Source organism: Curtobacterium sp. 458 (genome assembly GCF_030406605.1).
Lineage (GTDB): Bacteria > Actinomycetota > Actinomycetes > Actinomycetales > Microbacteriaceae > Curtobacterium.
Genome location: NZ_CP129104.1, coordinates 1 through 24,242 on the forward strand (window position 1 = coordinate 1; position 24,242 = coordinate 24,242).

General features: G+C 71.5%; 21 protein-coding genes and 1 pseudogene. 11 read left to right on the forward strand and 11 right to left on the reverse strand.

From position 1 onward, the window contains the following. Positions 1-6 precede the first annotated feature (6 nt). Both QPJ90_RS00005 and QPJ90_RS00010 read right to left on the reverse strand, forming a co-directional pair. Positions 7-498: pseudogene (locus QPJ90_RS00005) on the reverse strand (glycosyltransferase); the annotation flags it as partial. Positions 499-689: 191 nt separating this feature from the next. After that, positions 690-1,694 carry an aldo/keto reductase family protein gene (locus QPJ90_RS00010; RefSeq protein ID WP_290132432.1) on the reverse strand — a complete coding sequence of 335 codons (1,005 nt, stop codon included), beginning with the start codon at positions 1,692-1,694 and terminating at the stop codon, positions 690-692. A gap of 195 nt (positions 1,695-1,889) precedes the next feature. Between QPJ90_RS00010 and QPJ90_RS00015 the strand changes: the two genes are divergently transcribed. From QPJ90_RS00015 to QPJ90_RS00025, 3 genes are all read left to right on the forward strand, one after another. Then, entirely contained in the window at positions 1,890-2,450 is a 561-nt protein-coding gene (locus tag QPJ90_RS00015; protein ID WP_058726641.1) for a YceI family protein, read from the forward strand. Between the two features lie 356 nt (positions 2,451-2,806). Further along, on the forward strand, positions 2,807-3,373 hold the full coding sequence (locus QPJ90_RS00020; RefSeq protein ID WP_290132433.1) for a TIGR03086 family metal-binding protein: 567 nt from the start codon (positions 2,807-2,809) through the stop codon (positions 3,371-3,373). After that, entirely contained in the window at positions 3,370-4,359 is a 990-nt protein-coding gene (locus QPJ90_RS00025; RefSeq protein ID WP_290132434.1) for an aldo/keto reductase, read from the forward strand. The genes QPJ90_RS00020 and QPJ90_RS00025 overlap by 4 nt, the downstream gene beginning before the upstream one ends. Positions 4,360-4,477: 118 nt before the next feature. Here QPJ90_RS00025 and QPJ90_RS00030 read toward each other — a convergent pair whose 3' ends face one another. Then, positions 4,478-5,464 (reverse strand): oxygenase MpaB family protein, encoded by a 987-nt coding sequence (locus QPJ90_RS00030; RefSeq protein ID WP_290132435.1) that lies wholly within the window; start codon positions 5,462-5,464, stop codon positions 4,478-4,480. A gap of 98 nt (positions 5,465-5,562) precedes the next feature. Between QPJ90_RS00030 and QPJ90_RS00035 the strand changes: the two genes are divergently transcribed. Next, positions 5,563-7,248: a long-chain-fatty-acid--CoA ligase gene (locus QPJ90_RS00035; protein WP_290132436.1), complete on the forward strand. Its 1,686-nt coding sequence runs from the start codon at positions 5,563-5,565 to the stop codon at positions 7,246-7,248. Positions 7,249-7,366: 118 nt separating this feature from the next. On the opposite strand, the gene QPJ90_RS00040 is transcribed toward QPJ90_RS00035, so the two are convergent. From QPJ90_RS00040 to QPJ90_RS00075, 8 genes are all read right to left on the reverse strand, one after another. After that, positions 7,367-9,268 (reverse strand): amino acid transporter, encoded by a 1,902-nt coding sequence (locus QPJ90_RS00040; protein ID WP_290134273.1) that lies wholly within the window; start codon positions 9,266-9,268, stop codon positions 7,367-7,369. A gap of 109 nt (positions 9,269-9,377) precedes the next feature. Beyond that, on the reverse strand, positions 9,378-10,226 hold the full coding sequence (locus QPJ90_RS00045; RefSeq protein WP_290132437.1) for an ABC transporter permease: 849 nt from the start codon (positions 10,224-10,226) through the stop codon (positions 9,378-9,380). Next, on the reverse strand, positions 10,223-11,248 hold the full coding sequence (locus tag QPJ90_RS00050) for an ATP-binding cassette domain-containing protein (RefSeq protein WP_290132438.1): 1,026 nt from the start codon (positions 11,246-11,248) through the stop codon (positions 10,223-10,225). The genes QPJ90_RS00045 and QPJ90_RS00050 overlap by 4 nt, the downstream gene beginning before the upstream one ends. Positions 11,249-11,336: 88 nt before the next feature. Further along, the gene (locus QPJ90_RS00055; protein ID WP_290132439.1) at positions 11,337-12,083 is read right to left on the reverse strand and encodes a hypothetical protein; all 747 of its coding nucleotides are present in this window, start codon (positions 12,081-12,083) and stop codon (positions 11,337-11,339) included. A gap of 82 nt (positions 12,084-12,165) precedes the next feature. After that, positions 12,166-13,749, reverse strand: a complete 1,584-nt coding sequence (locus tag QPJ90_RS00060) for an inositol monophosphatase family protein (protein ID WP_290132440.1) — start codon at positions 13,747-13,749, stop codon at positions 12,166-12,168. An 80-nt stretch (positions 13,750-13,829) separates the two neighbouring features. Then, positions 13,830-14,240 carry a DUF3054 domain-containing protein gene (locus tag QPJ90_RS00065; protein WP_290132441.1) on the reverse strand — a complete coding sequence of 137 codons (411 nt, stop codon included), beginning with the start codon at positions 14,238-14,240 and terminating at the stop codon, positions 13,830-13,832. A gap of 21 nt (positions 14,241-14,261) precedes the next feature. Then, complete coding sequence (locus QPJ90_RS00070; RefSeq protein WP_290132442.1) at positions 14,262-14,915, reverse strand: spermidine/putrescine ABC transporter substrate-binding protein; 654 nt, start codon at positions 14,913-14,915, stop codon at positions 14,262-14,264. A 71-nt stretch (positions 14,916-14,986) separates the two neighbouring features. After that, positions 14,987-15,943 (reverse strand): DUF3097 domain-containing protein, encoded by a 957-nt coding sequence (locus tag QPJ90_RS00075; RefSeq protein ID WP_290132443.1) that lies wholly within the window; start codon positions 15,941-15,943, stop codon positions 14,987-14,989. A 79-nt stretch (positions 15,944-16,022) separates the two neighbouring features. Here QPJ90_RS00075 and QPJ90_RS00080 point away from each other — a divergent pair, with 79 nt between their 5' ends. From QPJ90_RS00080 to QPJ90_RS00110, 7 genes are all read left to right on the forward strand, one after another. Then, positions 16,023-17,072, forward strand: coding sequence for an alcohol dehydrogenase catalytic domain-containing protein (locus QPJ90_RS00080; RefSeq protein ID WP_290132444.1), 1,050 nt, complete (start codon positions 16,023-16,025; stop codon positions 17,070-17,072). An 83-nt stretch (positions 17,073-17,155) separates the two neighbouring features. After that, positions 17,156-18,391: an ROK family protein gene (locus QPJ90_RS00085; protein ID WP_290132445.1), complete on the forward strand. Its 1,236-nt coding sequence runs from the start codon at positions 17,156-17,158 to the stop codon at positions 18,389-18,391. A gap of 112 nt (positions 18,392-18,503) precedes the next feature. Further along, a complete protein-coding gene (locus tag QPJ90_RS00090) occupies positions 18,504-19,844 on the forward strand; it encodes an extracellular solute-binding protein (protein ID WP_290132446.1) in 1,341 nt (446 codons plus the stop codon). Further along, complete coding sequence (locus tag QPJ90_RS00095; RefSeq protein ID WP_290132447.1) at positions 19,844-20,899, forward strand: sugar ABC transporter permease; 1,056 nt, start codon at positions 19,844-19,846, stop codon at positions 20,897-20,899. Before QPJ90_RS00090 ends, QPJ90_RS00095 begins: the two co-directional genes overlap by 1 nt. Next, positions 20,899-21,807, forward strand: coding sequence for a carbohydrate ABC transporter permease (locus tag QPJ90_RS00100; protein WP_290132448.1), 909 nt, complete (start codon positions 20,899-20,901; stop codon positions 21,805-21,807). Before QPJ90_RS00095 ends, QPJ90_RS00100 begins: the two co-directional genes overlap by 1 nt. 7 nt (positions 21,808-21,814) lie before the next feature. Further along, positions 21,815-23,119 (forward strand): 6-phospho-beta-glucosidase, encoded by a 1,305-nt coding sequence (locus tag QPJ90_RS00105; protein WP_290132449.1) that lies wholly within the window; start codon positions 21,815-21,817, stop codon positions 23,117-23,119. Further along, on the forward strand, positions 23,116-24,195 hold the full coding sequence (locus QPJ90_RS00110) for a BadF/BadG/BcrA/BcrD ATPase family protein (protein ID WP_290132450.1): 1,080 nt from the start codon (positions 23,116-23,118) through the stop codon (positions 24,193-24,195). The genes QPJ90_RS00105 and QPJ90_RS00110 overlap by 4 nt, the downstream gene beginning before the upstream one ends. Positions 24,196-24,242 lie beyond the last annotated feature (47 nt).

Here is a 24,242-nt window from a genome sequence, read left to right on the forward strand (position 1 = left end):
GCTGCGGGTGAAGACCCGGAACCCGCCGGTGGCGTCCCGCACCGCGATCCCCAACGCGATCCGGGTGTAGAGGTTCCCGCCACGGGAGAGCGCTTCCCGGTACCAGGGCCAGTTCTCGACCTGCCCGCCCCGGACCCAGCGGGAGCCGAGGACGAGGTCGTTGGTGTCGGCGAGTTCGAGCATCCAGGGCAGGTACTCCGGGTGGTGGGAGCCGTCGGCGTCCATCTCGACGAGCTTGCCGTAGCCGTGTTCCAGCCCCCAGGCGAACCCAGCGAGGTAGGCGCCGCCGAGGCCGTCCTTCACGGTGCGGTGCAGCACGTGCACCCGGTCGGTCTCGGTCGCGAGCTGGTCGGCGATGTCACCGGTGCCGTCGGGCGAGTTGTCGTCCACGACCAGCACGTGCACCGACGCGTCCGTGGCCGCGAGCGTGCGCGCCACGATCGCACGGATGTTCTCCGCCTCGTCGTACGTCGGGATGATGACCAGTGACTCGTCCATGGTGGTGCTCCTTGCTCGCTGGCCAAGGTACCGGTCGGGCGGTGCGAAGGTGCCGCGACGCCACTTCGAACCCGGACAGGGTCCCTACGAACGGGCTGACCGGTGCCTGGGAGCGGACGCGACCGCACGGACGACGGGAGGCACGGCGCGGAACCCGCACCGTGCCTCCCGTCCGTCCGCCGGGTCGTCGATCAGGCGACGCGCGAGGCGGGCGACACCGTCTTCGCGACGTCGCGCTCCGGGATGTCCCCGAGCGCCGCGTCGATCGCGGCCAGCGCGTCGGCGTCGAGCCGCACGCCGGACGCCTTGACGTTGTCGGTGACCTGCTCCGGGCGCGAGGCCCCGACGATCGCCGAGGCGACGTTCTCGTTCTGCAGGGTCCACGCGATCGCGAGCTGGGCGAGCGTGAGGCCGGCCTCGTCCGCGACGGGCTGCAGGCGCTGCACGGCCTCGAGGACCTCGTCGCGCATGAACCGCTTGATCATGTCGGCGCCGCCCTTCTCGTCGGTGGCGCGCGAGCCCTCCGGCAGCGGCTGACCCGGCTTGTACTTGCCGGTCAGCACGCCCTGCGCGATGGGCGACCAGACGATCTGCGACAGGCCGAGCTGCTTCGAGGCCGGGACGACCTCGCCCTCGATGACCCGCCACAGCATCGAGTACTGCGGCTGGTTCGAGATGAGCTGGAAGCCGAGCTCCTTCGCGAGCGCGGCGCCGGCGCGGATCTGCTCGGCGTTCCACTCGCTGACGCCGATGTAGAGCGCCTTGCCCTGCCGGACCACGTCGGCGAAGGCCTGCATGGTCTCCTCGAGCGGCGTCTCGTGGTCGTACCGGTGCGCCTGGTAGAGGTCGACGTAGTCCGTCTGGAGGCGCTCGAGCGACCCGTCGATCGACTCGAGGATGTGCTTGCGGCTGAGGCCGGTGTCGTTGTGCCCCTTCGGCCCGGTCGGCCAGTACACCTTCGTGAAGACCTCGAGGGACTGCCGACGCTCCCCCTTGAGCGCTTCGCCCAGGACGGTCTCGGCGGCGGTGTTGGCGTAGGTGTCGGCCGTGTCGAACGTGGTGATGCCGGCGTCGAGCGCTGCCCGCACGCACTGGGACGCGACGTCGTTCTCGACCTGCGATCCGTGCGTCAGCCAGTTGCCGTAGGTGATCTCGGAGATCTTGAGTCCGGAGTTGCCCAGGTACCTGAATTCCATGGTCCCGACGCTACTGGCTCATGCGGCGGCCAGAGGGGCAGTGCCGGTACCCGTGAGCGTGATGCTACCTGTTCGGGAAGAATTGGTTGACGCTTCAACCAAACAGGTGCAGAATGGCGTACAGTTCAAGTCGATGCAGGCGCATGGAACACTCCGCGCCGCTCGGGACCGCAGACACCGTTCGAAGGACACACCATGACGCTCACCGCTTCCGCCATCCCCGGCTACCAGACCGGTACCTGGAAGATCGACCCGACGCACTCCGAGGTCACCTTCTCGGTCCGCCACCTCGCGATCAGCAAGGTCAAGGGCTCGTTCGAGCGCTTCGACGCCACGCTCGTCACCGCCGAGAACCCGCTCGACTCGACCCTCGAGGCCTCGATCGACGTCGCCAGCGTCAACACCAACCAGCAGCAGCGCGACCAGCACCTCGCGACCGGCGACTTCTTCCTCGCCGAGGAGCACCCGCAGATGACCTTCCGATCGACCGGCATCCGCGAGGACGGCGACGACATGCTCATCGACGGCGAGCTCTCGCTCCGTGGCGTCACCAAGAACGTGACCCTCAAGACCGAGTTCGGCGGCGTCACCACCGACGGCTACGGCCAGGTCAAGCTCGGCGCCGAGGCGACGACCAAGATCGACCGCACCGAGTTCGGTGTGAACTGGAACGCCGCGCTCGAGGCCGGTGGCTTCACGCTCGGCAACGACGTGACGATCAACCTCGACGTGCAGTTCGTCCTCCAGGCGGCCTGAGCACCACACACCCCGGCGACACCGGTCCGGCCGGTCGCCCGAGCCTGAGGTCCGCCTGACCCGCGCGACCTGAGGACACCGAACAGCAGTACTGCAGTACCCGCCTCGACGCCCCGACTCCTCCCCCACGGAGCCGGGGCGTCGTCGTGTCCGGAGGTCGTGTCCACAGATCGGCCGGCGGCCGCTCGTCGAGGGGGCCCGGCGCAGTAGCGTGTGGGGCACGGGAATCGCCCGACCCGAACACGGGTTCCGGTTCGTGGCGTCCACCGCCGCCACACGACCGGCACACAGAACGACCGGCACGACGGAACGACCCGCACCTCGGAACGACCCGCACCACGGACAGGAGCACCCGCATGGCCACCGACTGGATCGCACTGCAGGCCCTCGCCGCCGCCGAGTTCGGCCGCCGCGTCGCCGCAGTCACCGACTGGGACGCCCCCACCCCCGACTCCGAGTGGACCACCCGCGACCTCGTCGCACACGTGGTCGACGAGCAGCGGTGGATCCCCCTGCTCCTGACCGGGTGCGAGTACGCCCAGGCCGAGGCCGACCTCGAACCGATCGGCGACGACCTGACCGCCGAGTGGTCGAAGCACGCCTCCCGTGCGACCGAGGCCTGGCGCGACGCCCCGGCCGACGTCCCGGTGCACCTCAGCACCGACGTCGTCCCCGCGCACGAGTACCTCGCCGAGCAGACGAGCGACATCACGATCCACACGTGGGACCTCGCGCGCGCCACGGGATCGGACGAGACGCTCCCGGACGAGCTGGTCGAGGCCGTGTGGCACCGGTTCGAGCCCAAGATCGAGGACCTCGCCGCCACCGGCCTCTACGCCCCGCCGGTCCGGGTCCCCGACGACGCACCGCTGCAGGTCCGGCTCCTCGCGGTCACAGGGCGTGATGCCAGGGTGGACGCATGACCACCGCCACCACCCGACTCGGCGCCACAGGCCTCGAGATCAGCAGCGTGATCCTCGGCATGATGTCCTACGGCGACCCGGCGAAGGGGTCGCACGAGTGGAGCGTCGGCATCGACGAGGCCCGCCCGTTCGTGCGCCGCGCGTACGAGGCAGGCATCACGACGTTCGACACCGCGAACGTGTACTCCGCCGGCAGCAGCGAGGAGATCACGGGCCAGCTCCTCAAGGAGGTCGCCCCGCGCGAGGACGTCCAGGTCTTCACGAAGGTGTTCAACCGGATGCGGCCGGGTCGCAACGGCGCCGGGCTCTCCCGCGCGGCGATCATGCACGAGATCGACGCCTCACTGACCCGCCTCGGCACCGACTACGTCGACCTGTACCAGATCCATCGCTTCGACCCGCACACGCCGGTCGAGGAGACGATGGAGGCACTGCACGACGTCGTCAAGGCCGGCAAGGCGCGCTACATCGGCGCGAGCAGCATGTGGGCGTGGCAGTTCGCCGAGATGCAGCACGTCGCCGAACTGCACGGCTGGACGCGGTTCGTCGCCATGCAGGACCAGTACAACCTCCTCGAGCGCGAGGAAGAGCGCGAGATGCACCCGTTCTGCGCCCACACCGGCGTCGGCGTGATCCCGTGGAGCCCCCTCGCCCGCGGCCGGCTCACCCGCCCGTGGGACGCGCAGGGCTCAGGCTCGCGCGCCGACACCGACGAGTTCGGCAAGACCCTCTACCGGCAGGACGAGGACGCGAACCGCGCGATCGTCGAGGCGGTCGCGCAGGTCGCCGACGAGCGCCGCGTGCCGATGGCACAGGTCGCCCTCGCGTGGGTCGCGGGCCGGTCCGTGGTGAGCGCGCCGATCGTCGGTGCGACGAAGGAACACCACATCGACGACGCGGTCGCCGCGTCCGCGATGGAGCTGACCGCGGACGAGGTCGCGCGGCTCGAGCAGGCGTACACGCCCCGGGTGCCTTCCGGGTTCTGACGCTCGCACCGGACGGCCTGGAGGCTCGGGGCGGGCCCGCACCGCGCCTCCAGGCCGACGGCGGGTCGCGTCTTCCCCACGTCAGGGGCGGGATCGCGGACGAGGACGCCGCAGCGGACTAGGACGCCGCAGCGGACCCAGCCGACCCCGCCGGCTCAGCCGACCCCGCCGGCTCAGCCGACCCCGCCGGCTCAGCCGACTCCGCTGCGAGCCGCGCGATGCGCCGCCTCGCCGCCGTCTCCGTGTCCGGCCGCCCGCCGAGGACGCCGGTCATCCCGTCGATGACGAGCCCCGCTGCCCGACGCGACGGGAACTCCAGCGGCCCCACGGTCGGCACCCGGAGGTCGAGCATCTCCCGGTGCCGCGGGTCGAGCGTCGACACCGCCCCCGCGAAGAGCGCCCGGTAGCCCGGTCGGAGCAGCTTCGCGAGCGGCGGGTCCTTGATGAACCGCACGACCTCGTGGGTGCGCGCCGTCGCGACGAGTTCGCCGCGCTCGAGGTAGCCGTCCATCTGCGCCCGGAGCTCGGCTTCGGACTCCGGGGCGTCCGTCACGCCCATGAGGTGTCCGGCGGTCGCCCACTCCCGTACGTACGCGTCGGGCCCGCCGGGGATCGGCTCACCCCACGTCTGGGCACTGCGGAGGAAGGCATCCGTGAACGCCAGGTGCACCCAGCGCGCGAGGTCCGGGTCGTTCGCCGCGTACGGCCGCGACACCCCGTGTCCGTCGACGTACTCACCCCGGACCTTCTCGTGCAACCGCACGACCCAGGCGCTCGCGTGCTCCGCCGCGGCCCGGTCGCCGTGCGAGACGGTGTAGATCCACCGGATGGTGCCGGCGAGCCGCCCGAACGGGTCCTCGCGGTAGCGCGAGTGGTCGACCACACCGGCGAGCGCACCCGGGTGGAGTGCCTGGACCAGCAGCGCCCGGACGCCCGCGAGCACGGTCTGCCGGCCGCCGTGGACGCTCCACGTCGCGGACCCGGGGCCGAAGTACCCGGCGTCAGAGCCCTGCTCGAGGGCGTCGATCCACTCGGGACGGCCGGGAGAGCCGCCGGTGAAGGTGTCGTCGAGTCGGGAGCGGAAGGCGTTCGAGAGCGAGGCCATGCCCCCATGTTCCGTCCCGCCCCTGACACTCCGCCGAGGGATCGTCGCAGCGCGGCACCTCCCAGGCGCCCTGGGGCCCGGCCGCTAGGTTGGACGGCGTGAGCATCGACACGCCTCGTCCCTGGCTTGCCTCGTACGCCCCGGGGGTCCCGCACGACATCGACGAGCCGACGGGCTCCCTGTACGACCTGGTCGAGGAGTCCGCACGGCGGTTCCCGAAGCGCGTCGCCCTGGAGTTCTTCGGCCGCACGACGACCTACGCCGAACTCGAGGAGCAGGTGCTCCGCGCCGCGAACGGCCTGCGCAAGGCCGGCGTCACGGCGGGCGACCGGGTGGCGATCGTCCTGCCGAACTGCCCCCAGCACGTCGTCGCGTTCTACGCCGCCCTCCGGCTCGGCGCGATCGTCGTCGAGCACAACCCGCTGTACACCCCGCGCGAGCTCCGCCACCAGTTCGAGGACCACGGCGCGAAGGTCGCGATCGTGTGGGACAAGTCCGTCGCCACCGTGCAGGACTTCCCGGCCGACGTGGCGCTCGACACGATCGTCTCCGTCGACCTCACCCGGGCGATGCCCCGCAGCACGCGGCTGGCGCTGTCGCTGCCGGTCGCGAAGGCCCGCGAGAGCCGCGCGAAGCTCACCACGAAGGTCCGCGGCACGACGAGGTGGGACGACCTCGTCGGGAACCGGAAGCTCGCGAAGCGGCACCCGCGCCCGGCGACCGACGCGGTCGCGCTGATCCAGTACACCTCCGGGACGACGGGCACGCCGAAGGGCGCGGTGCTGACGCACGGCAACCTCATCGCCAACGCCGCACAGGCACGGGCGTGGGTCCCGCAGATCCGCCGCGGCGACAACACCGTCTACGCGGTCCTGCCGATGTTCCACGCCTACGGCCTCACGCTCTGCCTGACCTTCGCGATGAGCATGGCCTCCCGGCTCGTGCTCTTCCCGGCGTTCGACCCGGCCCTCGTGCTCAAGGCCATGCGGAAGCACCCGCCGACCTTCCTCCCGGCCGTGCCCCCGATCTACGCTCGACTGCAGCACGCGGCAGACTCGGCGAAGGTCTCGCTCGAGGGCATCGAGATCGGCATCTCCGGCGCCATGCCACTGTCGCAGGACGTCGTCGAGCCGTGGGAGGCCCGCACCGGCGGCTACCTCGTCGAGGGCTACGGGCTGTCCGAGTGCTCCCCCGTGCTCATGGCGAACCCGGTGTCACCGGAGCGCCGACTCGGCTCGATCGGCCTCCCGCTGTCGTCGACCGAGGCACGCGTCGCCGACCCGGACGACGCCACGAAGATCCTCGGGACCGGCGAGGCCGGCGAGCTCCAGGTCCGCGGCCCGCAGGTGTTCCGGGGCTACTGGGGCAAGGCGGAGGCCACGGACGAGGTCTTCACCGCCGACGGCTGGTTCCGCACCGGCGACATCGTCGCGATCGACCCCGACGGCTACGTCCGGATCGTCGACCGCCTCAAGGAACTCATCATCACCGGTGGGTTCAACGTCTCACCGTCCGAGGTCGAGGACACCCTCATGCGCCACCCCAGCGTGCGCGAGGTCGCGGTGGTGGGCATCACGCAGGGCGGCAACGAGCAGGTCGTCGCCGCGGTCGTCCCGAAGGACCCGTCGTCGTTCGACGCGGACGCGCTCCGTGCGTGGTCGCGCGAGCACCTCACCCCGTACAAGGTGCCGCGGCGCATCGTCGTGGTCGAGGATCTCCCCCGTTCCATGATCGGGAAGGTGCTGCGCCGCAAGGTGCGCGACCAGATCACCGGCGGCTCCTGACGCGACCGGCACGAAGCCCGGGAGGCCCGTGGCGGCGCCGCCACGGGCCTCCCGTCCGTTTCGCGGTCACGTCCATGGCGTGCACCGTCACGTCGACGGCGCGCGCCGTCTCGTCGCGTCAGGACACGTGGACGCTCGGTCGGCGGTGCACGTCCGGCTCGGCCTCGCGCAGGACCTCGCGCGTCACCGGAGCGACGTCGCCGACGCCCGTGAACACGAAGCGCAGCGCGTTCTGGATCGGGCTGCCCTCGTTCCACTCGAAGTAGATGCTCGGCACGACGCCCGCGAGGTCACGGATCGCGAGCAGCGTCGACGCGATGGTGTTCGGCACGTTGCCGGACCGGACCCGCAGGACCCGGTGGCCGTGCACGACGTGGCCCTCGACGACGAGATCCTCCTCGAAGTCGGACGAGTCCGCGGGCAGGACCTCGAGGAACATCGTCGGGACGCGCGCCGGGATGCCCGAGTCACGGCGTTCCTCCCGCCCCTTCGACCGGTACGCCTCGGCCGTTCCCGCCCCGGGCTCGTTGGCGATGATGCAGACGGAGCTGAACTGGTCGGCGTCGGCCTCGACGAACTGCCGGGCGACGGCGTCGAGCTCGATCGACGAGGCGCGGAGCTCGAACGACCGCCGCACGCGGGACACCAGCGAGACGACCACGATCGCGATGATGAACACCGCGGCGATCCGGACGCCGTCCGGGCGTTCGATGACGTTCGCGACCGTCGTGTAGACGAAGACCACGGTGATGATCCCGAAGCCGATCGTGCGCTTCTTCTGTCCCTTGCGTCGTGCCGAGAGCGTCACCGCGACCGCCGCGCTGGTGATGAGCACGAGCACGCCGGTGGCGTACGCGCCACCCTGCGCGTCGACGTTCGCGTCGAAGAGGATCGTGATCGCGAAGGCGATGAGGGTGAAGATGACGACGAGCGGTCGGGTCGCGCGAGCCCACTGCGGCGCCATGCCGTAGCGCGGCAGGAAGCGGGGCACGAGGTTGAGCAGCCCGGCCATCGCACTCGCGCCCGCGAACCACAGGATCGCGACGGTCGAGAAGTCGTAGATCGATCCGAAGACGCCACCGAGGTACTCGTGCGCGAGGTACGCGAGCGCACGGCCGTTCGCCTGCCCGCCGGCCTGGAACTCGCGCTGCGGGATGAGGAACGTCGTGACGATCGACGAGGTGATGAGGAAGCTGCTCATGATGATCGCCGCCGTGGTGAGCAGTCGCTTCGTCCCGCGGATCCGCCCCTCGGGCCGGGGCGACCCCGCGTCGGACGCGTCGCCGCGGACCTGCGGCATCACCGCGACGCCGGTCTCGAAGCCGGAGAGGCCGAGCGCGAGCTTGGGGAACACCACGAGCGCGATGCCGATCATGACCAGCGGGTTGCTGTGCTGGGCGGTCAGGCCGCTCCACCAGTCGCTCGCCACCATCGGGTTCTCGAACACGTGCGCGAGCGCCACCACGACCACGACCGCGTTGAGCGCGAGGTACACGGCGACGAGTCCGACGGCGATGCCGATGGCCTCCCGGAAGCCGCGGAGGAACACCACCCCGAGCAGGAGCAGCAGCGCGAGCGTGAGCGGCACCGGGATCTCGGTGAACCAGTGCGGCGTGAAGGGGTTCTCGGCGATGTGCGCGGTGGCGTCGGCGGCCGAGAGCGTCATCGTGATCATGAAGTCCGTGACCGCGAACCCGAGCAGCACGAGCACGAAGAGCTTGCCCGCCCACCATGGCAGGAGCTTCTCGAGCATCATGATCGACCCCGCACCCTTGAAGCTGTCCTGCGCCACCCGGCGGTACACGGGGAGCGCACCGAACAGGGTCACGAGCACGAGGACGATCGTCGCGATGGGCGAGAGCAGCCCGGCCGCGAGCGCGGCGATGGCCGGCTGGTAGCCGAGCGTCGAGAAGTAGTCGACGCCGGTCAGGCACATCACGCGCCACCAGGAGTGGGTCTTCTCGACCTCGACCTGGTGCGGCCCCTGGTGGGAGGCGCCACGGTCGGTGCCCTCGAGCATCCAGCGCTTGAGGCGGCTTCGACGCTCGGGCAGGCGTCGGGGTTCGGTCGCGGTCACGGGATGATGCTAAGCGGTCACGGAGTCGTCCCGGTGCACCCTGTCGCGCTCCTCACTTCGCGCTGATGCGGGTGTACTTGTTCACCGCCCACGGGACGAACACGACGAGCATCACCGCGATGCCGATGAGCACGGTGACGACGGGGTGCTGCATGGTCCAGATGTCCGGCACCGGCGCCGACCCGACGTTGCCGAAGAGCTCGCGGGCGGCCTGCACGAGGGAGGACACCGGGTTCCACTCCGCGAACACCCGCAGCACGAGCGGCAGCGTGTCACTCGGCACGAACGCGTTCGAGATGAAGGTCAACGGGAAGAGGATCATGAACGAGGCGTTGTTGATCACCTCAGGCGTCTTGACGCTCATCCCGAGCAGCGCCATCACCCAGCTGAACGCGTAGCTGAACAGCAGGAGCAGCGCGATGCCGGCGAGGAACTCCAGCGGCGAGGAGTTCACCCGCCACCCGACGGCGAGCCCGGTGAGCATCATGATCACCATCGAGATGCCGTTGAGGACGAGGTCGGAGTTCGTGCGTCCGATGAGCACCGCCGAGGCCGACATGGGCAGCGTGCGGAAGCGGTCGATCAAGCCCTCCTTGAGGTCCTGTGCCATCGCCGACCCCGAGAACGTGGCGCCGAACACGACGGTCTGCGCGAAGATGCCGGCCATCAGGAACTGCGTGTAGTCCGTGCCCTTGACGTCGATCGCGCCGCCGTAGACCTGGCTGAAGAGCAGGACGAACATGATCGGTTGCAGCACGGCGAACACGAGCATGTCCGGCGACCGCTTGATCTTCGTGAGGTTCCGCTTCGTGACGGTCCAGCCGTCCTCGAACCAGACGGCGACCGGCGAGGTGATCGCGACGGGGAGCGCCCGACCCGGCGCCGAGACGGTGGCGGTCATCGCGCCGACTCCTTCTGCTTCTGCTTCTGCTTCGTGCGGCTCGGTCCCGTGGCGGTGTCGTCGGGTTCGTCCTCGGAAGCGGCGTGACCGGTGAGCCGGAGGAACACGTCGTCGAGGGTCGGACGGCGCATCCCGGCGTCGTGCAGGTCGATGCCCGCCTCGCCCAGGTCGGCGAGCACCCGCTGGAGCGCAGCGGGCCCGGCGTCCACCGCGATGGCGAACGTGCGGCCGTCGCCGGAGACCTCGACGTCACCCACGCCGTACCGGCGGAGCGCTGTGGTGGCGGCGTCCCCGTCCGCAGCGTCGACCAGGGTCACGACCACGCGGTGTCCGCCGACCTGTGCCTTCAGCTGGTCGGCAGTGCCCTCGGCGATGACCGTGCCGCCGTCGATCACCGCGATGTCGTCGGCGAGGCGGTCGGCTTCCTCGAGGTACTGGGTCGTCAGGAGCACCGTCGCACCGTCCGCGACCAGGCCCTCGATGATGTCCCAGAGGGCGAGTCGGCTCCGCGGGTCGAGTCCGGTGGTGGGCTCGTCGAGGAACAGCACGCGCGGGTTCATCACGAGGGCGCCGGCGAGGTCGATGCGGCGACGCATGCCGCCCGAGAAGCCCTTCACCGGCCGGTCGCCGGCCTCGGACAGGTCGAACACGTCGATCAGCTGCCGGGCTCGGTCCCGCGCGGTCCGACGGCCGAGGTGGTACAGCCGGCCGATCATCTCGAGGTTCTCGAACCCGGTCAGGTTCTCGTCGACCGCGGCGTACTGCCCGGACACCCCGATGGACCGGCGGGTCGCCTGTGGGTCCCGCACGACGTCGACACCGTCGATCGTCGCGGTGCCGCTGTCGGGGGTGATGAGCGTGGTCAGCACCTTGACCGTGGTGGTCTTGCCCGCGCCGTTCGGGCCGAGCAGGGCCTTGACGGTGCCCTGGGGGACGGCGAGGTCGAGCCCCGCCAGGGCGTGCACGGGACCCGACTTCGACCGGTAGGTCTTGGTCAGTCCGCTTGCTTCGATGATCGCCATGTCGCTCCTCGTTCGAGCATGGAGAATACCAGTGTGTCAGCGGGTGACCGGACACCTGTGGACGACCGTTGCCGGTCGTTCCGCACGCTCAGACGTCGAAGTCACCACCGAAGTCGCCACCGAAGTCGCCGCCCCAGTCGGAGCCGCCGTCGGCAGACGCTTCGTCGTACCCGCCACCAGTGTCCCCCGAACCGCCGTCATCCGCAGCGTCGGTACCGCCGTCGAACGAACCGGGATCCGGCAGGAAGGCACTCATGATCGCCGAGCCGATCACGTAGCCCGCCACCGTGCCGAGGATCGAGGCACCGACCATGCGGCCGAACGACGGCCCCTGGCGTCCGCCGAACCCACCGCCGACACCGCCGCCGCCCATCCCGCCCAGCGAGCGCTCCATGAACCCCGGCTGCCGGATCTCGGACCGCGTCGCCGCCTGGGCGAGGGAGCGCGGGTCGTCACCGCGCGGGGCCTCGCCAGCGGGGGCGCTGCGGGTGAACTCGTCGTAGACCATGCGCCGCTGCTCGGGCGTCAGGGTCGCGAACGCCTCGGCGTGCACCTCCTCGATGCGCTCCGGCGGCGCGGTGCGGAGCAGGTAGCGGTAGCGCTCGACGGCGCGTTCGTCCTCGGCCGACCCGGCCTGCGGCGCCGGTCCCCAGGCAGGAGCGCCCGCTGGTGATCCGGACCCCCACTGCGGCGCTCCGGACGGCACCTGGTACGACTGCTGCCCGTAGCGGTAGCCCTGTTGCTGCGGCTGCTGCGGCTGCTGGGGCTGCCCCCACTGGTTCTGGTCCTGCTGCGGGCGCTCGGGGCGGCCGAGCAGTCGATCGAGGAAACCCATGGTCCGTGCTCCTTCGGGAGGTCGGTGCGGTGCTGGGATGCCGAGCCTACGAGCGACCGGCGGCCGGTCCCTGTACGCCGACTCAGAGAACGCCGAGCGCCGACACCCAGACCGTGTGCAGCTCGTCGGCGGCACCGGGGTGGGCGACGAGGAACGGCTCGCCGAGCGGAGGGAACCCGTCGACGGGACCACTGCGCGTCAGCACGACGCCACCGGCCTCGTGCACGAGCAGCACCGCGGCGCCGTGGTCCACCGGGTCGAACGCGGACACGCAGCCGCCGATGCCCCGTCCGGCTGCGACCTGCGCGATCGTGAGCGTGCCCGAACCCGGCACCCGGAGCGTGCACGACCGCTCCGCGAGGGCGTCGAGGAACCTCCCGAACCCGGGCCAGGGCCGGTGCCCGTCGAGCTCGGTGGCGACGACCGCGCCGGCGAGCGGCCGCGGGTCGTCGTCCAGGCGCAGGGGTCGGTCGCGCAGGACGGCCCCGCGCCCGCGTCGGGCCTCGAGGACCTCGCCGCGCCACGGGTCCGCCACGACCCCGACGACCGGCTGCCCGCCGCGGGTGAGGCAGAGCGACATCGACGTCCACGGGACGCCGTTCGCCAGGTTGGTGGTGCCGTCGACGGGGTCGAGGTACCAGCGGTGCCGGTCGCCGGGCGCGTCGCCGTACTCCTCTCCGGTGAAGCCGTGGGTCGGGAAGGCTGCTCGGACCCGTCCTCGGACGTGTTGCTCGACCAGACGGTCCACGTCCGTGACCAGGTCGGCGGCGTGGGCCTTCGTGGCGACCTGCTCGACCGGGTGCTCGCGGGTGAAGGCGACCACCTCGTGCGCGATGCGGTGTGCGAGGGCCTGTGCCCGTGAGGCGACCTCGGCCTCCGTGGGCTCGTGGGTGTCCGTCGGCCAGCCGTCCCGCTCCGCCGCCGCGAACGTCGCGTGCAGGGTCGCGAGGTCGTCCGTCGCGACGAGGTCTGCCCCGGTCCTGGCCGCCCAGAGCGCCGGCTCCGGGTCGTCGACGGTCCGCACCGCGACCCGCAGGCCGAGCCGGTGCGCGGCCGTCACGGTGCGCGGCGTGAGGAACGCGACGTCGAGGTCGAGCGTCGACGGCTCGGCACCGGTACCCGCAGCGGCACCGACGAGGTCGTCGCGGGTGGGCGGCTCGAGCGACTCCCACGCGAGCCACGTGTCCGCGTCCGGCAGGGCCGCCCGGACAGCGCGCAGGGCGTCCGGGGCCCCGCGCCAGGCCACCGACACGTCGGCGGACGACGTCGCGACCGTGTCCGCCGCGACCTCGGCGTCCTCCGCCGAACGGCACGCGACCACGAGCGCGGACCGGCAGCCGTCGAGCCGCTCCAGCACGGCGTCGAGCCGGGGGATCCGGTCGAGACCGTTGCCGAGGCGGGCGACCTCGCACCACGGCACCTCGTCCACACGGCGGGCGTCGCCCCACAGTCGTCCGAGGGTCTCGTCGTGGAGCAGGACGGCGACACCGTCGGACGTCCGGCGGACGTCGACCTCGATCACCTCCGCGCCGAGCGCCTCCGCGACCGCGACGGCGGGCATCGTGTTCTCCCGTCGGACCCGCGGCGCGCCGCCCCGGGCGACCAGCGCCGGACGCGTCCCCGGTCGCAGGTGACCCGTCGTCGGTACCTGGTCGAGCGTCGTCATCCCGGCATCGTGCCGCCGCCGGGCGAACCCCCGGTGACGCGTCGGTGAACACCGATCGTCAGCGCTCCCGCGCCCGACCGTCAGCGCGCCGGCGCCCCGACCGAGCGCCGCTCGCGCCGGGCGACGAGCAGCCCCGCGACCAGACGCCACCCCAGCAGGAACACCGCGAGCACGATCGTCGCGACGATGACGAACGACACCGGGAGCGGGTTCCCGTCGACGACGCCCTGCCCCGTCTCGACCCGGACGGCCATCCCGATGAACACGGTCAGGACCCACACGACGACCCCGGTCGGCCAGAGGCGCAGCGGACGACCCCACGCACCGCTCGAGACGTAGCCGATCGCCCAGCCCGCGAGGAACGGGTACGCGGTGGTCCAGAGGCCGAGCGGCGAGAACGCCTCGGCGTGCGAGGACCGACCGATCGCGGCGAAGGCGACGATGAGGACGATGTCGACGACGGCTGCGAGCCAGCCCCAGGTACGAGTCACAGCGTCATTCTCCCGCGCCGCTCAGAACAGTCCGTCGCGCCGGTCCTCCCCGAGTCCGTCGAACCCGCGGAACATGTCGGACACGAGCGCCTCGATCTGCGGCTCGACCAGCCGCTCGACGGCCTCGGCGATCCGCGGCCGGTGCTCGATCAGCGCCAGGCACACGGCCGTCCCGGTGGCACGGGCACACTCGTCGGAGAGCTCGATCTCGCGTCGGAGCGCGGCCTTCGCCTCGTCGGACAGCGGTTCGCGCGGCGTCTGCTCCCCCGCGCCCGTGCCGGTCATCTCGCCGAGGGTGAACAGGAACGGCGATCCCGGCGAGGGCTCCGGGTCGACGTCGAGCCCCTGGAACTCGGGCGACAGCCCCTCGGTCGGCTGGTACCCGGCGTGCCGCTTGCGCGCCGCCGCGCGCTCGAGTTCGCGGTGCAGCAGCGGCAGGTTCCGCGCCGTGTAGTCGTCGACCGCGTCCTCGATGATCGTCGAGATGCGTCCGATGAGGGCGTGCTGGACCGCGTGCGGCACGTCCGGCCCGAACCCGGCCGCGCTCGCGATCGGTGACCCGGTGCACTTCCGGCAGATGCGGGTCCGCGGGCGTGCGGTGCCGATCTGCCACCGCGGCAACCACCGCAACCAGACGTCGACGGCGCTCCGCACGCGACCGTCGATGCCGTCCATCCCTCAACAGTAGGCCTGGAGGCCCGGATCGCCCCCGCCATCCCGCGCGCGTGGACGAAACGGTCGGGTCGTCAGGCCTTCGGTTCCGTCACGAAGTCGATGAGCTCCTCGACGCGGCCGAGCAGCTGCGGCTCGAGGTCCGCGAACGTGCGGACCCGTCCGAGGATGCGCTGCCACGCGCGCGCGATGTCGGCCTGCTCGGCGTGCGGCCAGCCGAGGTGCTGGCAGATGCCCTGCTTCCACTCGACGGAGCGCGGGATCGTCGGCCACGCTTCGAGGCCGAGCCGCGCGGGCTTGACCGACTGCCAGACGTCGACGAACGGGTGCCCGACGACGAGCACGTGCGCGCCCCACTTCCCGCGCATCACGGCGTCGGCGAACCGGGACTCCTTCGAGCCCGGCACGAGGTGGTCGACGAGGACGCCCACGCGGCGCTCCCGGGTCGGCCGGAAGTCGTCCAGGACGTCCGCGAGGTTGTCCACCCCGGAGAGCTCCTCGACGACGACGCCCTCGACGCGGAGGTCGGCTCCCCAGACCTTCTCGACGAGTTCGGCGTCGTGCTTGCCCTCGACCATGATCCGCGACGGCAGCGCCACACGCGCGCGCTGCTGCTCGACCGCGAACGATCCGGACGCGGTGCGGAGGCGACCACCATCGGACGCGTGCTGCACCGCTGGAGCCGATCCGGGCCTCCTGGCCGGCGGAGCAGCCGCGGCAGACCGCCCGGCCGTACCGGTCACACCGGCACTGTTGCCCGCCCGGCGCCCGACGGGCGCCTGCGGACGCCCCAGCGTGACGAGCTCGCCCTCGAGCAGGAACTGCCCGGTGAAGGGGAACGACCGCGTGCGACCCTTCCAGTCCTCGAGCTCGACGTTGCCGGCCTCGAGCCGCACCACCGCGCCGGCCCAGCCGGTCGTGGGGTCCTCGAGCACCATGTCCCGCTCGAGCGGCACCTGCCGCACCTTCTTCACGCCCCGCGAGCGCCAGTCGCCCGAGAGGACGTCGTTGCCGTACCGGTCGTCGTCCACCCGCAGGAGCGTAGTGTCGATGCGGCCCAGGACGACGTCGCCGGGCCGGACACCCACCCATCCGACGGAAGGTACCCCCGTGCGCGCAGCCATCATCCACGCCCCGAACGACGTCCGCGTCGAGGACCGCGACCGGCCGACCGTCCTGACGCCGGGGGACGTCGTCGTCCAGGTCGTCGCGGCGTGCGTCTGCGGCTCCGACCTCTGGCCCTACCGCGGCGTGACCGAGACGAAGCGGCCGCGGCCGATCGGCCACGAGCTCGTCGGCACGGTGGTGGAGGTCGGCGACGCGGTCACCGACCTGCACGAGGGCGACTTCGTCATCTCCCCCTTCACCATGAACGACGGCACGTGCCAGGCCTGCCGCCACGGCATGACCACCGGGTGCGAGCACCTGTCCGGGTTCGGCGGGAAGGACGCGTACGGCGACCCGGTCGGCGGCGCGCAGGCCGAGTACGTGCGCATCCCGGACGCCTCGGCGACGCTCGTGGCGGTCCCCGGGCCGGTCGACCCCGCGCTCGTCCCGTCGCTCCTCACCCTGTCGGACGTGTTCTCCACCGGACACCACGCCGCGGTGTCGGCACAGGTCGGCCCCGGGCGGACCGTCGTCGTGGTCGGCGACGGCGCGGTGGGGCTCTCGGCGGTGCTCGCGTCGAAGCGACTCGGGGCGGAGCGCATCATCGCGATGAGCCGACACGCCGACCGGCAGGCCCTCGCACGGGAGTTCGGCGCCACCGACATCGTCTCGGAGCGCGGTGCCGAGGGCGTCGCGGCGATCCGCGAGCTGCTCGGCGGGGACCTCGCCGACTCAGCGGTCGAGGCCGTCGGCACCGAGGAGAGCATGGACCAGGCCCTGCACTCGGTCCGCCCCGGTGGCGCACTCGGGTTCGTCGGGGTCCCGCACGGGGTGCCGACCATCGGGACGCGCTACCTCTTCGACACGAACATCTCCGTTGCGGGCGGGATGGCCCCGGCGCGGAAGTACATCCCCGAACTGCTGCCCGACGTGCTCTCGGGCGCGATCGACCCGGGCCGGGTGTTCGACCTCGAGCTGCCGCTCGACGAGACCGCCGAGGCGTACCGGGCGATGGACGAGCGTCGCGCGATCAAGGTACTGCTCCGCCCGTAGTCCGCGTTCCGCGGTGCGGAACCCGTGTTTCGGATCTGTGAACAAACCTTTCAGTAAAGAAGGTTGTCCGTTACAGTCCTCGCATGAGCACTCGTGGACGCACTCCCGGCCAGCCCGGTCTGCTGCGCGTGCTCAACGACCGAGCCGCTCTCGAGCTGCTCCTCGACGAGGGGCCGCTCACCCGGAACGAGATCGCCGGCCGCACCGGGCTGAGCAAGCCCACCGCAGCTGAGATCATCCGCCGACTCGAGTCCGCCGACCTCATCCGCGCCGCGGGCACCGAGGCCCAGGCCGGCCGGCGTGGCCCGAGCGCGGCTGTGTACGAGGCCATCACCGACCGGGACCTCGCGGTGGCCGTCGACGTCCAGCTCGTCGACGTCCGCTCCACCGTCGTGGACGCGGTCGGTCGGCCCTACCCGGTCGCCACCCACACCATGACGCCCGACGAGGTGCGCGCCCCCGGAGCGGACATCGTCGCCGCCGCGATCGCCCGTGCAGCGTCGGCTGCCGGCATCGACGAGGACCTCGTCACGGCGGTCGCGGTCGGTGTGCAGGCCTCGGTCGACCACACCACGGACACCCTGATCTTCACCGACGGCCTGCCCGGCTGGCCGCGTGAGCGTGTCGCGGCGACGCTCTCGGCCGAACTCGGTGTGCAGGTCGTCGTCGAGAACGACGCCAACCTCGCCGCGATCGCCGAGCGGAGCATGGGCGCCGGCCGGACCGTCGGCTCCTTCGCCCTGTTCTGGATGGCCGAGGGCCTCGGCATGGCACTCGACCTCGACGGCCGCTTGCACACCGGGGCCTCCGGAGCCGCCGGTGAGATCGGCTACCTCGGTGTGCCCGCCGACGCACGCCCCATCGACCCGTCGGCCACGATCATCGCGGACCTCATCTCCGAGTCCGCGATCACCGCGCTCGCCGCCGAGCACGGGATCACCGCACCTGACGGCTCACCGGCCGACTGGCGCGAGGTGCTCCTGCGGCTGCCCGGACTCCCCGAGCAGCACCCCTTCACGACCGCCCTCGGCGAGCGCATCGGGCACAACGTGCTCCCCGCCCTCGCCGTCGCCGATCCCGAGACGGTCGTCCTGCACGGCCCGACCGGCATCGCGGGCGGTCCCGCCCTGGCCGCCGCCGTGACCGCCTGGCTCCGGACCCGCACCCGCTGGTCCACCGCCGTGGTCGCACCCGGTGTCCCCGACACACCCGTCCTGCACGGAGCACGGCACGTCCTCATCGACGTGGTGCGCTCCGCACTCGCCGCCCGGGTCGACCGCATCAGTGACGATGCACCGACCCCCGTCGAGCGCACCTGACCAGCACCACCCACCCGCACCACTCGAGGCACCACCACCAGCCCTGTCCCAGGGCTCTTCGGCGCGCCCGGAAACGGGCCGCGCCGGAGCGAGCGCAGAGAGCGAGTCCCACATGTCACTCCCCAGTCCCAGGATCCGGCGGATCGTCGCCGCGACCGCCGTCGCCGCCACCGGAGCGCTCGTCATCGCGGGCTGCAGTTCGGGGTCGAGCGCCGACAGCATCGACAAGACCGCGCCGAAGGAGCTCACGGGCACCGTCTCCCTGTGGCACTTCTTCACGGGCCGTGAGGCCGGCGTGGTCAAGTCGGCCGTCGCGGGCTTCGAGAAGGCCAACCCCGGCGTCACGGTCGACATCCACGCCGGCCAGGACGACGAGAAGCTGCAGAAGGCGATCTCGTCGGGCCAGAACATCGACGTCGGCCTGTCCTACTCGACCGCGATCGTCGGGAGCTTCTGCTCGTCCGGTGCCTTCCGCGACCTCACTCCGTACGTCGAGCGGGACAAGGTCGACCTCTCCGACATCCCGAAGGCCGTGCGGTCGTACACCGAGTACAAGGGCAAGCGCTGCACCCTCCCGGCCCTCGCCGACGTCAGCGCGCTCATGTACAACAAGCCGCTGCTCGAGAAGGCCGGCATCAGCACCCCGCCGAAGACCCTCGACGAGCTGAAGACCGACGCACTCAAGCTCACGACCTACAACGCCGACGGGTCGATCAAGCAGCTCGGCTTCAACCCGCTGATCGACTTCTACGAGAACTCCCCCGAGCACTGGGCGCCGATGATCGACGGCCGCTGGCTCGACAGCAAGGGCGACAGCGAGATCGGCACCTCTTCCGCGTGGAAGCAGCTCATCGCCTGGCAGAAGGACTTCGTCGACGAGATCGGCTACGACAAGCTCAAAGCGTTCACGTCCGGCCTCGGGCAGGAGTTCGCGGCCGACAACGCGTTCCAGACCGGCCAGGTCGCCATGCAGATCGACGGCGAGTACCGGACGGCGTTCATCAAGGACCAGAAGCCGGACCTCGACTACGGCACCGCCCCCACCCCGGTGATGGAGGGCCTCGGCAACTACGGCTCGACCTACATCGCGGGCAACGTGGCGGGCATCGCGAAGGGATCGAAGCACCCCGAGCTCGCCTGGGCACTCCTGAAGTACCTGTCGACGAACACCGACGCGCAGGTCACGATGGCGAACGGGCTGAAGAACATCCCGACGATCACCTCGGCACTCGAGTCACCGAAGCTCGAGGTCGACGAGAACTACAAGACCTTCGTCGACGTCGCGGGCAACAAGGACACGATGACCTCGCCCGGCACCGCCGACGGCGCCGCGTACATCGGCACCTTCACGAAGTTCTGGCAGGCGTACCAGGAGAACGGCGGGAACCTCGACCAGAAGCTGAAGCAACTCGACGAGGACATCGACAACGCCAACCAGCTGGCGGGTCCGTGATGACGGACGTCACCACCCCCGGAACGGACAGCCTGGAGGCGCGGCCCACCCGCGCCTCCCGGCCGGCCGGCCCAGCCGGGTCGCCTCGCACCCCGTCCGGTGCGCCCGCGCGCACGTCGCGTCGGCGCCGCAGCGCCGAGTCCCGGCGTCGCACCGTCGCCCTGACGATGCTCGCGCCGGCGATCCTCGGGCTCGTGGTCTTCTTCGCGTACCCGTTGGTCGCGTCGATCGTGTACTCGTTCACGCGGTACAACCAGCTGCAGGAGCCGCAGTTCGTCGGGCTGCTCAACTACCGCTTCCTGTTCACGCAGGACCCGCAGATCGGGGCCGCGGTCGTCAACACGATCTGGTTCGTGGTGATCCTCGTGCCGGTCCGGATCGTCTGCGCACTGCTCGTCGCCGGGCTGCTCAGCCGAGCGAAGGCGGCCACCGGGTTCTGGCGGACGCTGTTCTACCTGCCGGCGCTGGTGCCGCCCGTGGCGAGCGTCGTCGCGTTCGTGTTCCTGTTCAACCCCGGCACCGGGCCCGTGAACCAGATCCTGCGGTTCTTCGGCATCGACGGTCCCCTGTGGTTCAACGACCCGGCGTGGTCGAAGCCGTCGCTCGTGATCATGGGCGTCTGGGTCATGGGCGACATCATGATCATCTTCCTCGCGGCGCTGCTCGACGTCCCCCGTGACCTCTACGAGGCAGCGTCACTCGACGGCGCGAACGGCCCGCAACAGGTCCGCCACATCACCCTGCCGACCATCGCGCCCGTCATCGGGTTCGCGGTCGTCACGGGGGTGATCGCGGCGCTGCAGTACTTCACCGAGGCAGCCGTCGCGTCCGGGGCGGCGTCGGGCAAGGCGACGATCGGTGGTGGCACGGCGGCGCAGCTCGGGTACCCGGGCACCTCGCTGCTGACCTACACCGAGCTGCTCTACCAGCACGGGTTCGCGAACTTCCAGTTCGGCTACGCCTCCGCGATGGCCGTGGTGCTGTTCGTGGTCACCGCGATCGTCCTCGTCCTCACCATGCGCCGCATCTCCGTCTTCCGACCCGAGGAGTCCTGATGACCGCCGTGTCCCAGTCCCCGCTCGCCCGGGCACCCCGCGGAGCCGCTCCGGGCGGCTCGACGCCCGGCACCGCCCGCGGCCCGCGCCGGAGCCTGCTGGTCTGGATCGCCGAGCACGCGGCCCTCGTCGCGCTCGGGGTGGTCACCATCGCCCCGATCGTGTTCGTCGTGCTGACGTCGCTCATGTCGAGCAACCAGGCCCTGACGGCGTCGATCATCCCGAAGCCGTTCGACCTCGCGAACTACGGCCGGGTGTTCACCGAGCTGCCCCTCGCGCAGTGGTTCGGCAACTCCGCGCTGTACGCCGTGCTCGCGACCGCGTTCATGCTCCTCAGCTCTGTTCCGGCGGCGTACGCCCTCGCCCAGATCAGGTTCCGGGGCGCGAACGCGATCTTCACGATCATCATCGTGGCGATGCTCCTGCCACCCCAGGTCACCGCCGTGCCCGTCTACGTGATGTGGTCCGAACTGCACCTCACCGGGACGCTGTGGCCACTGATCCTGCCGAACCTGCTCGGCGACGCGTTCAGCATCTTCCTGCTCCGCCAGTTCTTCCTGACGATCCCGAAGGAGTACGGCGACGCCGCCCGCATGGACGGCTGCAGCGAGTGGGGCGTGCTCGCCCGGGTCGTCGTCCCGATGGCACGGCCGGGCATCGCGTCGGCGGCGATCTTCATGTTCTTCCACTCCTGGAACGACTACTACGGGCCGCTGCTCTACGCGTCCGAGAACCAGGCCGCGTGGCCGGTGGCGTACGGCCTCGCCACGTTCCGCGGTCAGCACGGTACCGACTGGTCGATGACGATGGCGATGACCGTCGTCGTCATGGTCCCGGTCGTCGTCATCTTCTTCTTCGCACAGAAGGCATTCGTCGAGGGCATCGCGCTCACCGGCGTGAAGGGATAGCACCACAGTGAAACTCACGGTCATCGGTGGCGGATCCACCTACACCCCCGAACTCGTGGACGGCTTCGCCCGGCTCCGCGATCAGCTGCCGATCGACGAGCTCTGGCTCGTCGACCCCGACCCCGAGCGCCGCCGGTTGGTCGGCGGCGTCGCGCAGCGGATGTTCGCGCACGCCGGGCACCCGGGCACGGTGCACGTCACGGACGACGTGGTCGCCGGGGTGTCGGACGCCGACGCCGTCATGTTCCAGCTCCGCATCGGCGGACAGGCGGCGCGGCAGCAGGACGAGACGTGGCCGCACGAGGCGTGCTGCATCGGCCAGGAGACCACCGGGCCCGGCGGGTTCGCCAAGGCGCTCCGGACGGTGCCGGTGGTCCTCGAGTACGCAGATCTGGTCCGCGAGCACGCGAAGCCCGACGCCTGGATCGTGGACTTCACGAACCCCGTCGGCATCGTCACCCGTGCGCTGCTCGACGCCGGGCACCGCGCGGTCGGGCTCTGCAACGTCGCGATCGGGTTCCAGCGCCGCTTCGCCCGCGAGTTCGACGTCGCCCCCGAGGCGGTCCGGCTCGACCACGTCGGCCTGAACCACCTGACGTGGGAGCGCGGGGTGCACGTCCGGTCCGCCGACGGGACGGAGCGCGACGTCCTGCCGGACCTCCTCGCCGCCGACAGCGGAGCCCTCGACCGGATGGCCGAGAGCGTGCACATGCCCGCCGACCTCATCCGACTCCAGCACGCCGTGCCCTCGTACTACCTCCGCTACTTCTACGCCCACGACGTCGTGCTCGAGGAGCAGTTGCACGAGCGCACCCGCGCCGAGGCCGTCATGGACACCGAGCGGGCACTGCTCGCGAAGTACGCCGACGAGGCCGTCGTGACGAAGCCGGCCGAGCTCGAACAGCGCGGCGGCGCGTACTACTCCGAGGCCGCGATCGACGTGCTGTCCTCGATCCTCGGCGACCGCGGCGACGTGCAGGTCCTCAACGTGCGGAACGACGGCACGTTCCCGTTCCTCCCCGACGACCACGTCATCGAGGTCCCCGCGCGCGTCACCCGGCAGGCGATCACCCCGCTGCCGGTCGCGCCGCTCGCTCCGGACATGGTCGGACTCGTCTCGCACGTGGCCGGCTACGAGCGGCTCGCCCTCGAGGCCGCGCTCCACGGTGGCCACGACCGGGTGCTCCGGGCGATGTGGGCGCACCCGCTCGTCGGACAGGTCGACAAGGCCGAGCGCCTGACCGACCTGCTGCTCGCCGCGAACGCCGACCTCCTCCCCTGGGCGGGCGGCGCGCTCGCCGGAGCACGATGACCACCGCGGACGGCGTGGTCCGCGCGCCGAGTGACTCCGGGTACGGCTCGGACGACGTCGTGCGCTCCGACGACGTCGTGCTCGCCGTCGACGGCGGCGGCAGCAAGACCGACGTCGTCGCGATCGGGCTCGACGGTTCGCTGATCGCCCACGCCCGAGGGCCGGGATCGAACCCGCAGACGCGGGGTTGGGCGGCCGTCGGGCCGGTGCTCGACGAGGTCCGCGCCGCCGTGCTCGACGAGATCGGCACACGCGAGGTCCGGACGACACACGTCTACCTCGCCGGGCTCGACCTGCACGACGAGCTCGTCGCGGCCGAGGCAGCACTCGCCCACTGGTCGGAGGACGGCGGAGCACCGGATGTCCTCGACAACGACCTGTTCGCCCTGCTCCGTGCCGGGACGCTCTCGCCCGACGCCGCGGCGCTCGTCTGCGGCACGGGCATCAACGCCCTCGCGGTCCGGGCCGACGGCGCCACGATCCGCTACCCGGCGATCGGCGACGTCTCCGGCGACTGGGGCGGTGGCGCCTACCTCGGCAACCGGGCACTCTGGCACGCCGCCCGCGCCGACGACGGCCGCGGTCCGGCGACCGCCCTCGTCGACGCCGTCCCGCGGTCGCTCGGGTTCCGGTCCGTCCGCGAGGTCACGGAGGCCCTGCACTTCGGACGCCTCGAGCCCGCTGCCGTCGGTCGGCTCTGCCCGGTGCTCTTCGACGTCGCGGGCGACGGGGACGCGGTCGCCCGGTCGGTCATCGAGCGGCAGGCGGAGGAGATCGTGCTCATGGCCTCGGTCGCACTCGAACGGCTCGGTCTCGGCGGCACGGACGCCCCGGTGCCGATCGTGCTCGGCGGCGGGGTCCTCGCGGCACGGCACCCACTCCTCGTCGAGCCGGTCGTCGCCGGGTTCGCCGAGCGGGTGCCGGGTGCGGTCCCGACGTGGGTCACCGCGCCGCCGGTGCTCGGCGCGGGACTCGCGGCGCTCGAGTCGGTCGGGGCCGGACCGGAAGCGCTGGACCGGTACCGCGCAGCGGTCCTCGGACGCGAGTTCGCGTCGACGGCCGCGCCGATCGTCTGACCGCACCACACGACGGACGGGAGGCCCGTGGCGGCGCCGCCACGGGC